General features: G+C 54.7%; 13 protein-coding genes and 1 tRNA gene. 8 read left to right on the top strand and 6 right to left on the bottom strand.

Annotated elements, in window-relative coordinates; translation table 11 throughout:
- Nucleotides 1–2 precede the first annotated feature (2 nt).
- From rlmB to NZ823_08380, 3 genes are all read left to right on the top strand, one after another.
- Entirely contained in the window at nucleotides 3–782 is a 780-nt protein-coding gene (gene rlmB, locus NZ823_08370) for a 23S rRNA (guanosine(2251)-2'-O)-methyltransferase RlmB (GenBank protein MCS6805140.1), read from the top strand.
- Nucleotides 783–1,062: 280 nt separating this feature from the next.
- Complete coding sequence (locus NZ823_08375) at nucleotides 1,063–1,998, top strand: hypothetical protein (protein ID MCS6805141.1); 936 nt, start codon at nucleotides 1,063–1,065, stop codon at nucleotides 1,996–1,998.
- Between the two features lie 27 nt (nucleotides 1,999–2,025).
- Nucleotides 2,026–3,384, top strand: coding sequence for a hypothetical protein (locus NZ823_08380; GenBank protein MCS6805142.1), 1,359 nt, complete (start codon nucleotides 2,026–2,028; stop codon nucleotides 3,382–3,384).
- Here NZ823_08380 and NZ823_08385 read toward each other — a convergent pair.
- From NZ823_08385 to NZ823_08400, 4 genes are all read right to left on the bottom strand, one after another.
- Nucleotides 3,377–4,126: a YebC/PmpR family DNA-binding transcriptional regulator gene (locus tag NZ823_08385; protein MCS6805143.1), complete on the bottom strand. Its 750-nt coding sequence runs from the start codon at nucleotides 4,124–4,126 to the stop codon at nucleotides 3,377–3,379. The genes NZ823_08380 and NZ823_08385 overlap by 8 nt on opposite strands.
- Before the next feature lie 105 nt (nucleotides 4,127–4,231).
- Nucleotides 4,232–5,671, bottom strand: coding sequence for a glutamate--tRNA ligase (gltX, locus tag NZ823_08390; protein ID MCS6805144.1), 1,440 nt, complete (start codon nucleotides 5,669–5,671; stop codon nucleotides 4,232–4,234).
- 49 nt (nucleotides 5,672–5,720) lie between these two features.
- Nucleotides 5,721–5,814, bottom strand: a tRNA-Ser gene (locus tag NZ823_08395).
- Nucleotides 5,815–5,928: 114 nt separating this feature from the next.
- Nucleotides 5,929–6,954 carry a VWA domain-containing protein gene (locus tag NZ823_08400; GenBank protein ID MCS6805145.1) on the bottom strand — a complete coding sequence of 342 codons (1,026 nt, stop codon included), beginning with the start codon at nucleotides 6,952–6,954 and terminating at the stop codon, nucleotides 5,929–5,931.
- Nucleotides 6,955–7,077: 123 nt separating this feature from the next.
- Between NZ823_08400 and NZ823_08405 the strand changes: the two genes are divergently transcribed.
- The 5 genes from NZ823_08405 (at nucleotide 7,078) to NZ823_08425 (ending at nucleotide 11,451) form a co-directional block, all read left to right on the top strand.
- Nucleotides 7,078–7,527: a hypothetical protein gene (locus tag NZ823_08405; GenBank protein MCS6805146.1), complete on the top strand. Its 450-nt coding sequence runs from the start codon at nucleotides 7,078–7,080 to the stop codon at nucleotides 7,525–7,527.
- Nucleotides 7,528–7,623: 96 nt separating this feature from the next.
- Entirely contained in the window at nucleotides 7,624–8,256 is a 633-nt protein-coding gene (locus NZ823_08410; protein MCS6805147.1) for a sigma-70 family RNA polymerase sigma factor, read from the top strand.
- 94 nt (nucleotides 8,257–8,350) lie between these two features.
- Complete coding sequence (locus NZ823_08415; GenBank protein MCS6805148.1) at nucleotides 8,351–9,025, top strand: hypothetical protein; 675 nt, start codon at nucleotides 8,351–8,353, stop codon at nucleotides 9,023–9,025.
- Entirely contained in the window at nucleotides 9,015–10,541 is a 1,527-nt protein-coding gene (locus NZ823_08420; protein ID MCS6805149.1) for a PDZ domain-containing protein, read from the top strand. Before NZ823_08415 ends, NZ823_08420 begins: the two co-directional genes overlap by 11 nt.
- Nucleotides 10,542–10,551: 10 nt before the next feature.
- Entirely contained in the window at nucleotides 10,552–11,451 is a 900-nt protein-coding gene (locus NZ823_08425; protein ID MCS6805150.1) for a VWA domain-containing protein, read from the top strand.
- A 358-nt stretch (nucleotides 11,452–11,809) separates the two neighbouring features.
- Here the strand turns inward: NZ823_08425 and NZ823_08430 are convergent, their stop codons facing one another.
- On the bottom strand, nucleotides 11,810–12,265 hold the full coding sequence (locus NZ823_08430; protein MCS6805151.1) for a type II toxin-antitoxin system VapC family toxin: 456 nt from the start codon (nucleotides 12,263–12,265) through the stop codon (nucleotides 11,810–11,812).
- Nucleotides 12,262–12,486: a hypothetical protein gene (locus NZ823_08435; protein MCS6805152.1), complete on the bottom strand. Its 225-nt coding sequence runs from the start codon at nucleotides 12,484–12,486 to the stop codon at nucleotides 12,262–12,264. Before NZ823_08435 ends, NZ823_08430 begins: the two co-directional genes overlap by 4 nt.
- Between the last annotated feature and the right edge of the window lie 435 nt (nucleotides 12,487–12,921).

Below are 12,921 nucleotides of genomic sequence, written 5' to 3' on the forward strand. Positions count from 1 at the left end.
ACATGGGTTCTCATCCACAGCATGAACATCTGCGATCTGATCGGCCTGAGACTCAGTACATCTGGGGACGTCATTCAGTCCTTGAAGCATTGCGCTCAGGCCGTCGGCCTATCCACAAACTCTATGTTGCCCGCGAAGCGCAAGACCCACAGATGCAAACGATGATCGCTCTGTCGCGCGCCAACGGTGCACTGGTTCAAAGAGTGGAGCGGTCAGCGTTAGATCGGTTAACCAATCGGGGCAAGCATCAGGGCGTTGTCGCTGTTGTTGCGGCGCAGGCGTTTTTTGACGAGGAAGCCCTCTTTGATGAGTTGACCGACAATTCAATTCTAGTCGTCCTCGATCAGGTGCAAGACCCACATAATCTGGGCGCAATCATACGAACAGCCCATTGTGCAGGCGTTGACGCTGTGATTATCACGAAGCATCGCAGTTCCGGGTTGACGGATGTTGTAGCCAAGACGGCTGCTGGGGCGCTTGAGTATACGCGGGTGGTCAGGGTGACAAATTTAGCCACATTTCTTGAGCGGTTGAAGCAAGCGGGTTTTCAGCTCATCGGCGTGTGTCCTGAAGGACAAGTCAGTTATACGTCGGCGAGCTGGGATGGTCGCCTGGCCATTATCTTCGGGTCAGAAGGGAAGGGGCTTCGACGATTAACGAAGGAGTCCTGTCACCAACTTGTCTGCATACCGATGCGCGGCAAGATTGACTCGCTCAATGTCTCGGTGGCCGTCGGTGTAGTGCTCTTTGAAGCTATCCGGCGGAGGAATAGAACCGTGTGAAGCGACGAATTTGAAGGCGAATGACCCTGGCATCTTCTGCGTTGAAGCGCAGAGGCGAGGGTCATTCGATTCAGCATCAGTGGTGTCGTCGGCTAGAACGATGCTCGATGAGAGTCAGTTCCAAAAAGATTAGCCTGAGATTTGAGAGATGAAGCAAAACATGCAGCGGACATTTCGGCAGCACGAGCGTTGCAAAAAAGATGAGCGTGCGATTTGAGAAATGAGAGTGCTCTGGCTACAATAAGGGGCGTAACAGCCATCCTACATGAAGAGGACAAAGATGCCTGAATCACCGGATAAACCCAAGGTCGTTCGATTAATCAAGAAGAGCCAGTTGCCCAGCCTGGCTGACGAATCACCGCCGGTTAAGGAGAGTAGTCCCAGTCAGCCATCGGAGCCGAGCCAGCTCAGTTCGTCTGCTGAGCCGCCGCAGTGGAAAAGCGAGCGTGGCCCCATACGGTTCAACCGGCCACGTCGGCCAGGCCCGCCTGGCAAAGGGAGAGTTTCTCCGTGGTCCAAAAAGCCATCAGGCAAAAAAACGAAAGCTCATGCCGGGGCGGCTTCCTCGAAGGTGCGGACCCAAGCACGCGCATCTGCCCCACGAGCGGCTAAACCGGCTAAACCAGCTCCGGTCGTATTGACGCCAGCTCAGCAAGAGGAAATTCTCAATTTGTACAGAGAAATGGTGGGCAAGGGCGAACGACCGCCAGAAGGGCGACGAGTCAAAATTGCCACTCTGTTAAACATTCCCTATGCGGCTGTTGCTCAGGTGGTCAGAGAGCACGTGACACATGAGCGTTACCGACGAACCAATTTTGAAATTGAGAAGCTGTATTGGCAGCAGGTTCGTCTTGGCCAGAAGAATGCGGGAACGATCGCTCAACAGATTGCCACGCAATTGAATCTGGATCTCGGGCGTGTGTGGTGGTGGCTGGAAAAGCTTCACGAACCGCGCAAGTCGTTCGTTCATGACCCTGAATTGGGAGAAGCGGAGAAAAATGGCATTCTCGCTGCTTATGAGGCATACCTTCAGCAAGCCGAGCCTCCGGAGAAAGGATTGCATCAAACATTGGCCGAGCAGATCGGCAATGTGACGCCTCGGCAGGTTCATAAAGTGTTATGGGCCTATCGGGACCAGGTATGGCAAACACTGGAGGGTCGAGAACCTCCGGTCCCTGTCCCACCAGCCAATGATGAAGTGGTGGCGCCGTCTTGATGTTCCACTGCACGGATAGCCCAGTCAATGCTTCTGCCGCCTATTGTCAGAGAGCTTTATCGTCGAATCCTTGAGCATGGGACTGCCGGCGTGCGGCGATATTACGACGCGCTGCGCCGACGAGGGATTGAACCGGTTCCTGACCCAAGCCGTGGTGTCATGGATTTGTATGCTCCGAATCCGGTCATCGTGGGAGGGGAGATTATTCGCCTGATGACGGCTGACGCCAATCGCTTTTGCGCAGCCCTGCGGGCATCGGTCAGCGACGCGCAGACGCTGTTGAATCGAGCGCCGGCAGCGATCGCACAAGATTATGCTTCGTTAGAAGTCGCTCAACAGATTCTGGATTCGCTGCGTGCGGCTCATCCGTTGACCAGCCTGGATGCGTTTTTGGTTGAGCGCGAGGGAACATTGCAGCCGGCCTACCTTGAATGGCAAACGGTTGGCACCTATCTGACGCTTGGTCGGTGGGTCGTGGAGAGCGTTGCTTCGGCGTGGCCGGAGGTGAAGTCTTATTCCAGCTTAACGGCTTGGCCACATCTGAGCTTGGGAGACTTGACGGAGCGATTAAGAACGTTTTACCTGGCCGGCATTGAAGATGATCCACGACATGGCGTCGTCATTGATTATCTTCCGCATCAACAGCCCACCTGTCGTGAATTTTATGCGATCCGCGAGCTGACCGGTGGCGTGGAGCAAGGCATGGGCATCATTGACCCTCGTGAAATTGTCCGCCGAGAAAGGACGTTTTATTACCGGCGCCAAGACACGTGGGTTCCCATCCGTCGCGTCTATTCTCGATTGGTTTACTCAGATATTGTGCGGCTGGAATCCGAAGCATCGTCCGATCAATTACACACCATCCATCGGTTTTTTCAAGAAGCAGAGCAGGTGACGTGGATCAACCATCCGCTTCATTTTTTCTATGGGTCGAAGGCTGATTTTGCCGATTTTCATCAAAGCAATCTGTCGCCGTTTCTGCCGGCCACAGAGCGGATCACAACTGAATTGATCAAGCGTCAGTTTTCACAACGCCATGGTGAGGATAGGCTCGTCGGATTTGTGCTGAAGCCACCCGACTTGCAAAGTGGCAAGGATGTGACCCTAGACCCGCGGATCTCTGACCTGAAGCCGGGATGGATATTACAACGCCAAATACATCCGGCAGCATGTCATGCTACGTTGCATGGTCCGCGCACACCCGAAATTCGCATCATGTGTTTGCCCGATGAACAAGGACAACTCATCGCCGGGTTGATGTTCAATCGTGTCAAAGCGGCTGAGGTATTTCTGTCCAATGCCGGACATACAGCGAAATTGAACATTCCCGGCACCGGCGAAGGTTATGGCATCGTCGTTTACGAACAGCATGCGCTGGCTAAGTAGTAGCGGCTGCTTCCAGCTCATGCTGAGGAATATCAAAGTTGGCAAACACGTGTTGGACGTCGTCGTGCTCATCCAATGCTTCATAGAGTTTGAGCATCATCTGAGCATCCTTGCCGGAAATTTTCACGTAGTTTTGCGGCAGTTTCGTGATGCTGGCTGAGGTTGGCTCCAAGCCGGCTTGTTTCACTGCCGACAGCACAGCCTCGAAGTTCTCAGGCGCCGTGATAATCTCAAACGCGCCCTCTTCTTCGGTGACGTCGTCGGCGCCGGCTTCAATGGCCAGCGCGTAGATCTGATCTTCAGAGACGCTGCCTTTATCGAACGTGATGTATCCTTTGGTCTCGAACATCCAGGCCACGCATCCGCTTTCGCCCAGGTTGCCATTATGGCGGGAGAAGAGATGTCGCAGTTCGGACACCGTTCGGTTTTTATTGGAGGTTACCGCTTCCACCATGATGGCCACGCCACCGGGTCCATAGCCTTCGTAAACGACTTCTTCAAGGCTCTCGCCGGCGATCTTGCCTGTGCCACGATCAATCGCCCGCTGGATCGTATCGTTGGGCATGTTGGCTGCTTTCGCATCGCTGATCGCTTTTCTCAGGCGGGGATTGGCATCAGGGTCGCCGCCGCCGCGAGCTGCAATGGTTAATTCACGAATCAGCTTCGTGAACAGCTTGCCGCGCTTCGCATCGAGCGCCCCTTTCTTATGTTTAATGCTATGCCACTTGGAGTGTCCTGACATAATCTCCTCGGCGTGTCGAGTTGGAGCGGAAATATAACATTTGGATAGAGCGCTTGGCAAATTGGCCGGACGGCCGATAAGCGACTGAGCGAGTGTCATCAGCTCTCAACTGATCCATCGTGTTGCCTGACGCAGGCGCAGAGCAGTGCGTTGTTGGCCGATGGTGACGATCACATCAAAAATCCCTGGGGTGGCAGCGCTTCCTGTCAAAGCCGTGCGTACCGCGTTGATCAGAATGCCTGCTTTCAGGCCTCGCTCGGCAGCCAGTTGTCGCAATACGGCTTCAGTTGATTCCAGCGTGAAGGAGTCCAGTTGTTCATATCTGTGAGCTAACTCGGGCAGCAGCTCTTTCAGTTCTGGTCGGCTCAGATTTTGAGCAACTGCTTCCGGTTGCATGGTGAAATCGTCAGATAAGTAGGGCCGTCCGGCCTCAACGAAGTAGGTCAGCGTGCGCGCTCGCGATTTGAGCAGCTCAATAAACTGACAGAACCACTGACGTTGCTCGCCGGCATAGGCTTCATTCCAGAGGTTGGCCTTGATGAGCTCAGACCGGACAAATGGAATCAAGGCTTCGGTGGACATTTTACCGAGGTGCTGGGCGTTGACCCATAGCGCTTTGTCCGGATCAAAAATAGCGTTGGTCTTGCTGATGCCTTCCAGGGAGAATGCGGCAATCAGTTCGGGCGTGGTGAACAGTTCTTGTTTGCTGGCGCCCGGCGACCAGCCCAGCAACGCCAGAAAATTCCTAAAAGCCTCCGGCAAGAAACCCATGTCACGATAGGCAGTGACGCTGGTGGCGCCGTGGCGCTTCGAGAGGCGTGTGCGGTCGGGGCCGAGAATGAGCGGCAGATGCGTGAAACAGGGCAGCGACAAGCCCAACGCCTGATAGAGCAGCACCTGTTTGGGGGTGTTGGACAAGTGATCGGCACCGCGAATGACGTGGCTGATGCGCATTTGAGCATCATCCACCACCACGCTCAGGTGATACGTGGGATGCCCATCCGAGCGCAACAGCACAAAGTCTTCGATCATGGCGTTCTGCACCTGGATACGTCCGAAGACCACGTCATCAAATTGTGTTGTGCCTTCCAAGGGGACCTTAAACCTGATAGCGCGTGGCGCGCCAGCGTCAAGCTTTGATTGAATCTCCTGGTTTGTCAGTGAGCGGCAGGCGCGGTCGTATTGGGCATCGCGCTTTTGTTGGAGGGCGCGCTGACGCTTGATGGCCAATTCTTGTGGTGAGCAAAAACAATAGTAGGCGTGGCCTGATTCGACCAAGGCATGCGCTGTTTGCTGGTAGAGAGGCAATCGCTGAGATTGAAAGTAAGGTCCTTCATCCCAGTCCAGCTCCAGCCAACGAAGACCCTCCAGGATTCCCTCGACCATCTCTGAGGATGAGCGTTCCGCGTCTGTGTCTTCGATGCGGAGGATGAACGTCCCGTGATGCTTGCGAGCAAACAACCAATTGAAGAGCGCCGTGCGCGCGCCACCAACGTGAAGAAAGCCGGTGGGTGAAGGAGCGAAGCGAACGCGAATATCGGTCATATACAAAAACGAAAGGCAAGCTGCTGCCAGCTTGCCTTGGAATAAGTGCTGGCGGAGGGGGTGGGATTCGAACCCACGGAAGGCTGTTACACCCTCAACGGTTTAGCAAACCGCCGCACTAGGCCGGACTATGCGACCCCTCCTGCGTGCTATGTCTCTCTGTTACTAACTCGAATTCATCGCTCAGTATCTCGCTTGACGTTACTTTATGAAGTGAGTCCCTAGTATCTCCGAACGGCGAGAGCTTTGTCAAGATTCTATCGTCGGACGGCATAATATCCTTCGCGCGCGTAAGCAATGTAGGCTGGATTGCTTGTTTCCACGCGAATGCGGCGGAACCGGCCATCGAAATTCAAGTTTTGCGGAACGTAGTGCAGGACATATTGGGCGTTTAGTTCCTGCGCGATGTCGTTGTAGACAGAAGTCAGATCATATTGGCTCACCGGGAAATAGATTTTGCCGCCCGTTCGTTCGGCCAGCGAGATGAGCCAGCGTTCTGATTCATCTAACGCCTGAAGCAGCCATTGAATCTGCAGGTCGCGCGGGTCTAATGCGCGGAAGATTGAAGGCGAGCGAATGCCTCGCAGATACTCGCGGAGCGCCTTGGTCTTACTGATGACATAGACGCTGGCCTCCGCCCGTTGTATCGCTTCAAAGGCTTCCGCCGCTGATTTGGGATGTTTACCTTGGTAGGTATCAACGCCATCAGTCAACAACAGGATCGTGCGGCGGCCATCAATTTGAGATAGCTTGAGCGCTGCTTCGTACAGGGCGTTGTAAAAGGCTGTGTTTCCCGTGGCCGGCAAATTCATCAAAGCCCGTTCAAGACGGAGTTTGTCTGATGTCCAATCCTCAAGCAGCCGCACGGTGTCGTTAAATTGGTAAATGCAGACGCGGTCGTTAGGGCGCAATTGCGTGATGACGGAGAGGGCTGCCAACCGGATGTTGTCAATTTCCGTCTGCACGCTGCCGGATACGTCAATCAACATCACGATGTGAGCGGCTACCGAGTCAGCGTAAAATCCGGTCAGCTCTTGTCGGCGACCATCTTCGTACAGTATGAAGTCGGATTTGGTCAGACCTTGAATAGGCCGACCATAGCGGTTTCGCACGGTGACCGGCACGACAACTTCCGTCGTCGAAAGCCTGACCGCCTCATCGCTCTCGGAAGCGGCTGTGGAAGGCGGCGGCGATTCACGGCGGTGCCGACCGCTTTGAGCGACCGATGACCCTTGACACAAGATCAAAATGACAAGCGTCAACCAGCAAGAGAATTTTTTCATGGGGGCTAATTATGCCAGATGCCGGCACGCCGGGACAAGCCAAAGGGCGGGCGGTTGTGCTATCATTACGCCTCAACCTGAACGTGAAAACGTTTCGAACTCAGCTAGAAGCGAGGTGATTCATTGAGCACCAAAATTGATCAAACCGGTCAGTCGCCCTATCTGGAATACACCATTCTCTGCGAAGACGTGCGGCTGGAAGCAGGGAATAAGCTAACGATTGTCGGCGTCTTTCAAGGCATCTTTGTGCCTCAATTGCCCGTCACGATTCTGAAATTTGCTGTGCTGAATCATTGGCGAGGTGAAGGCCAGTACTTGACAGAGGTTCGGATTCTTACGCCAAACCGCACACAGGCAGTGGTCGCGTCTCATCCCTCCAGTTTTCAGATTCAGCCCAATGGGTATGCTGACAACGTCAACATCTTTGCCAATGTGACATTCCCCGTTGAGGGCGAGTACGTCGTGCAAACGCTGATTAACTCGACGCTCTATGCCGAACGCCTCTTGCCTGTAGGTGTGGTGCGGCAGGAGGGGAGTTTTGATAGCTTGACAGAAAGTCATCGTATCCACTAAATCACGTTGTCGTTGGCGATTTTTTGAAACTTCGTGTGAGAGTAATCGTGTAAGCCGATGGCTCAATTATATGAGAAAGGAGACGGATCCGTGGCCATGGAGGCGATCAGCTATCAAGGGCCGGTAGCTGAGGCGGTCGTGGCCGGCTATGGTGGATTAGATGACCATGGCTTGATGGCGGCCACGTGTCGCGGTGACGAAACGGCATTTTACGAGCTGGTACGGCGCTACCGGACGCCGATTACCAATTATGTCAATCGGATGCTCAACGATTACGAGATGGCCGTGGATTTGGCGCAAGAGACATTCATTCGGATTTATGCGAATGCTCATCGGTATCGGGCTGATCACAATTTTTCGACATACATCTACCGGATCGCTACGAATCTGGCCATCAGCGAGCTGCGCCGGCGAAAAAGATGGAAGCTGATGTCCGTTGTCTCGTTTTTCCCTTCGACGGATGGGGCTGATGAAGGCGCCGATCTGGACATCGCTGACGAGCGGCCCTCGCCGGACGCAGAGCTGCTGGAAGATGAACGTCGCCAGGCCATCAAACGCGCGGTGGCATCCTTGCCAGAGAAATACCGGGCGGCATTGGTGCTGCGAGATATTGAAGGATTTGAGTATGAACGTATCTCGGAGATTCTCCAGTTGCCGCTGGGCACGGTCAAATCGCGGATCAATCGGGCGCGGAACCTGCTGCGAGAAAAACTTCGCGCTTATTTGTGAGGAGTTGTTCATGTCGTCCGGACGACGCGAGAGAAACGATGAAAAACGCCACAGGCAGGAATGCCTGTGCCACTTTTTGTGAGGAGGGCTGAAGATGATGGACTGTGAAACCCTGCAACGAGAGTTTGACCCGGCCGCTCCGATAACAGCGGCAATGCAGCGTCATCTGCGGGATTGCCAGAGTTGCCAATGTTACGTCCGCGAGCTGACACAGCTTCGTGCGTTATTACGCACATATCCTCCCGTCGCCGTTCCTCATGATTTCAATCTTCGGCTACAGCAACGAGTGGAGCGTCTTGGGCGACATCCACTGGCGTGGTGGCGATGGGCTGATATTCGGTATGCGTTGCCGATTGCGGCGATGCTGCTGCTTGGTGTGGGCACGCTGGCGTTGTTGAATGAGCGCACAAGTTCTCCTGAGGTCAGCCGCGCGCCGATGCAGACGGTGACGCCTCGGCCAACGGACATGGCTTCCGACTCGGATGTGAACGGAGAGCCTCCGAGCTTCCATGCAGTCGGTGTCTGGTCTGGCGCTGCTGCTTTGCCGCCTTCGCCTTCCGAGAGCGCAGGCCGAGAGCTTGTCTCTTCGCGGACTGTCCGTGCGGGGCGTCAGAGTCGTTTCGCTGAGGGATCGCAAATTTTACTGCGCCTGCGTGATGATCGGCGCGAACGTGAGAAACTCCTGGCGATCCCTTCAGTCGTTGTTGGAGCGGAACCGTTGTTTGTTTCAACTCGAACAACAACGAGTGAATCGGATCATGTTTACTAAGTATTCACACAGGCTCGTCATTAGCATTCTCATCTGTGCGATGGGAATCATGCCCGTATGGGGACGTTCGCAAGGGCGCGATCTGCCGGCTGCTTCCACACGGAGCTCGCCGACTCAGCCAATGCCTTGGCTGGTGACAGTTATTCATGAGGTGAGCGTCAACGAGCTGGTGGCCAACTGGCAGGCTCAAGGCGTGCCTGTATCGGCCTTGGAGGGGCTGCCTGCGGATCAGCGCATTACCAACGTTGCCTCCGGTCTCGTTATTGAGCCGTCGGGCCGCATCGTCACTCGATTAGCTGACTTCCGCATTCAGCCGAAGCCGGATTCAATCACGATTATCACGTCCGATGGCCACAGGTTGAAACCAACGTCGGTCAGTTACGATGCAGCCAGTGGGTATAGCTTGTTAGTGGTTGAGGGGTTGAAATCCGATCTGCCACCGTTTGCCGCGTCGGTGGCTGCGCGTGGGACAGACCACGATTTGAGGTTTGTGTTTCCCATGCCTGAACGCAAGGTGGAGGGGACGTTACAGCGAGATTCGGTTGCCCTCGGACGAATTGGTCAGTCGGAATCGTCCGCAGCGGGCGTGCGCGTTGTTGAGATGGAGGGACGAGTCTTTTCTGGCAAGGCAGAAGCAGACAGCTTCGGGCTGTCAGATGTGCTGCACATTCGCTGGAAAGCGAGCAGCGCGCCTCCCGGCAGCGTTGTGTTGAACGGGCAAGGACAAGTCGTTGGGATTGTGGAATCTGCTTGGCCGACACACGGCATGGTCAAAACGATTCAGGAGATTCGGCAAATTACCAGCCGGCTCATGGATCAAAACCGCCCACGTCGTGGCTGGATTGGTGTCCGTTTAGCGCAACGGCCGGATGTGGCCGTAGCTTTGCCCGCCGGCGGTGATGCTGCTATTGTCATCGGCGAAGTTCTGGCTGGAAGTCCAGCAGCGCAAGCGCAGCTTCAGCCTGGCGATCAGGTTCGTCGCATCAATGGGCGAGAGGTGCGCAGTATCGCCGAGTTTGCCCGGCTGGTTGCTGAATCGGCCATTGGCTCTGAGATCATGTTAGATGTTGTGCGGGCAGGAGAACACAGGACGGTGCCGGTTCGCGTTGAGGCTCGACCCGAGACAGGCGTTGGCCTAGGGCCATCGTTGCCAATGATGGATTCCGTGGTGTTACCAAATAAAGTTTCTCGGAGCGACAATGAGCGCTTGGCGCGGCTCGGCCTGGTTGTGCAGCCGCTATCAGCCGCGATGCGACGCGCGTTGGGTGTTGAAAGCAAGGGTGGTGTGTTGGTAACCGAAGTCACCATGTCGTCGGTGGTTGGTCAAGCAGGGATACGGGCTGGTGATGTAATTATGGCCGTCAACAACAAGCCGGTCGCTAATGAGCATACATTGCTCTCATTGATGCGACAGGCTCGCAAAACAGGCTCGGTGATTCTCTCTGTCATCCGTCATCGTAAAAGTATCACAATCGCGCTTGATCCTTCAAAACTCTCCAAGCCAGGGTCTCGATGAGAGGCGTTTGATGAAGCGATGGATTGCAATGCTTTGGCTCGTCGTTGGCATGGTTTGGCTATGGCCTACTGCTGGGAGCGATGGCCCGCGAGCGTTTGATTCAACCCTGGCACCGAAGCGAGGAGTACGGCTCTTTGTCAGTGTGTGGGATCAAGCCGGCAAGCCGGTGACGAATCTCACGAAAGATGATTTCACCGTGTTGGAGGAAGGGCGACCTCAGCCAATACAGCAATGGTTGAAGCCAACGGCGCCGTTGCGGCTCGTGTTAATGATTGATACCAGCGAAAGCATGGCTTATGCCTTTGCTCGCTTGCAAGAGGGCCTCCAGTATTTTGTTTCTTTATTGGGGCCTTTTCACGAGCTGGCGGTCGTCTCATTTGCGCGATCAACAACCTTGGAGACAGATTTCTCTGTTGATCCAGAGCGCATCAAGAGAACCATTGCTCGCTTATCGCTGACGGTTGAACGACAGGAGATCACTCGGTTTTATGATGCCATCGAGTCGGTAGTGAATCTCCTTCGCGACTCTAGCCAGCACGCTCGCGCCGCTGTGCTGTTGTATACCGACGGCGAGGATCAAGGGAGCAAACGTCAGACAAGAAACTCATCATTGCAGCTTGCCGCTCAACGGCAGATTCCATTTTACGTGGTTCGCGCCAAAGGGATGGGTAGTCAATCCTACTTGAACCATCTAGCCGAGGTCACAGCCGGTCAACTGATTCCGGCTGACAAGTTTTTAGAGCGGGAGCTCGAGCGGCTGGCGCAGCATTTAACATCATGCTACGTTCTCGAATACACCTCTGAGGCGACCTACAAGCAAAACAAGCCGGTTCGTGTGCAAGTCAAGGTGTCAAATCCGGCATGGAAAGTATCTGCTCCATCGCTCTACCGTACTGCGCCAGAAGAATGAGCGACCACATCTGACAGCGCATCAGTCCGCGCTTGTTTGTTGGTGTGGGGCTGGCATGCGGTGGTTTTCAAAAAAAGAGCATGCTCGACGATCATACCAATTGTGAAGGGAAAGACCACGTTCATGGAGCCAAGAAGCACGGCTGGAGCTAAACTGACTGAGCGGCGCGGTGCGAACTTCACTCGACATTTGGTATCCCCTTACAATGGGTTTCACTTGCATGTTCATCACTGACAGTAATCCTGCCCACTACTGACGGGCCTTTGATTTTGAACATCAATCTGACAATTGCTGTAACGAGCAAGTGCCGATGAACTCGGACGCGACGGATTAAGGCGGATGCTAAGACAAATCAAAATTAGCGGCGATGGCGGTTAGGATTGTCTGCTTTGAGTCCCTCGGCGATGGCCGCCCGCTCCAGTTGATCATCAGCGGTAAGAAAACAGAACTGGGGTCGCACAGCCGGATGCATCTTGAGGTAATCCAGAGCCGTGGCCAGTTGAACAGCATCGTAGGCTCGAAGTGGATGATGAGGCAGCAACGCAGTAGCTATAGCGACGATGGGCTCAGTCAGTGGCTGTATTTGGTACAGAGCGCACTTCACGTGATCAGCGAATTTGTGGCGAGCTTGATAAAATGAGAAGAGGGAGATGGTGCGGGTCCGGTAACGGGCAGCCAAGGCGGCGTGGACTTCCACCACCGTGATATGAGCAATGATGACCGTGTGGCGATCCACCTCACGGCGAAACCAGCGACTGCCGACCTCCTGGATGTAGCGTTTGACCAGCGCGCTGGCATCACAGAACCAGATCACGGACGAGGCCCTCGCATCTTGATAATCGTTTCAGAGAGGGGCTCGCCCTTAATCTTGACCGGTTTCCACTCCGCATCGGGTTTCTCCAGATCAGCTAGCAACTGGGCTTTTTGCTTATCTGTCAGGCGCGGGTCGGCTAACATCTCGGCGATCATCTGCTCGAGGAGCTCGCCCCAAGGTCCGCGCGCGGCTTTGCGTTTGCGTGTTGTTCGTTTCATCATGCAGATGAAAGGTACGCAGGTTACTGAAGTAACGTCAAGCCAGCGACTCGCTCTCCCGAAAAATAGCTCAGGACACACACGACCGACGTGAAAGAATTTTTTTCATCCTTCGTGGCGTGCTGTTGCACATGATTCCGGTGAGAGCACCATTTTCAACACTGCGCGAGCGCGGGTATGAGCTCCTGAGGCGTTTCGTTGCACATGATTCCGGTGAGAGCACATTTTCAGCGTCCGTGGTGTGCCCAGAGCACATAGGCGATTCCTTTGGATATGGGCGATGACGGATGGAAAGCAAGACGAAACGCGGCTGAACACAGAGGCGACGGATCAACGCGAGTTTTTTCTCAGTGTCCTCAGCGTTTTTGTGAAGAGATCATAAAGGCTTTTATGGCGGGAGCAAGCGAAACGCGCGAATGGGCGATGCCGCCTAGGCAC

The organism is Blastocatellia bacterium, assembly GCA_025054955.1.
Lineage (GTDB): Bacteria > Acidobacteriota > Blastocatellia > HR10 > J050 > JANWZE01.

Coding starts and splice junctions, on each gene's coding strand:
- rlmB (MCS6805140.1), top strand. CDS start 3: ATGGGTTCTCATCCACAGCATGAACATCTGCGATCTGATCGGCCTGAG.
- NZ823_08375 (MCS6805141.1), top strand. CDS start 1,063: ATGCCTGAATCACCGGATAAACCCAAGGTCGTTCGATTAATCAAGAAG.
- NZ823_08380 (MCS6805142.1), top strand. CDS start 2,026: ATGCTTCTGCCGCCTATTGTCAGAGAGCTTTATCGTCGAATCCTTGAG.
- NZ823_08385 (MCS6805143.1), bottom strand. CDS start 4,126: ATGTCAGGACACTCCAAGTGGCATAGCATTAAACATAAGAAAGGGGCG.
- gltX (MCS6805144.1), bottom strand. CDS start 5,671: ATGACCGATATTCGCGTTCGCTTCGCTCCTTCACCCACCGGCTTTCTT.
- NZ823_08400 (MCS6805145.1), bottom strand. CDS start 6,954: ATGAAAAAATTCTCTTGCTGGTTGACGCTTGTCATTTTGATCTTGTGT.
- NZ823_08410 (MCS6805147.1), top strand. CDS start 7,624: ATGGAGGCGATCAGCTATCAAGGGCCGGTAGCTGAGGCGGTCGTGGCC.
- NZ823_08415 (MCS6805148.1), top strand. CDS start 8,351: ATGATGGACTGTGAAACCCTGCAACGAGAGTTTGACCCGGCCGCTCCG.
- NZ823_08420 (MCS6805149.1), top strand. CDS start 9,015: ATGTTTACTAAGTATTCACACAGGCTCGTCATTAGCATTCTCATCTGT.
- NZ823_08425 (MCS6805150.1), top strand. CDS start 10,552: ATGAAGCGATGGATTGCAATGCTTTGGCTCGTCGTTGGCATGGTTTGG.
- NZ823_08435 (MCS6805152.1), bottom strand. CDS start 12,486: ATGATGAAACGAACAACACGCAAACGCAAAGCCGCGCGCGGACCTTGG.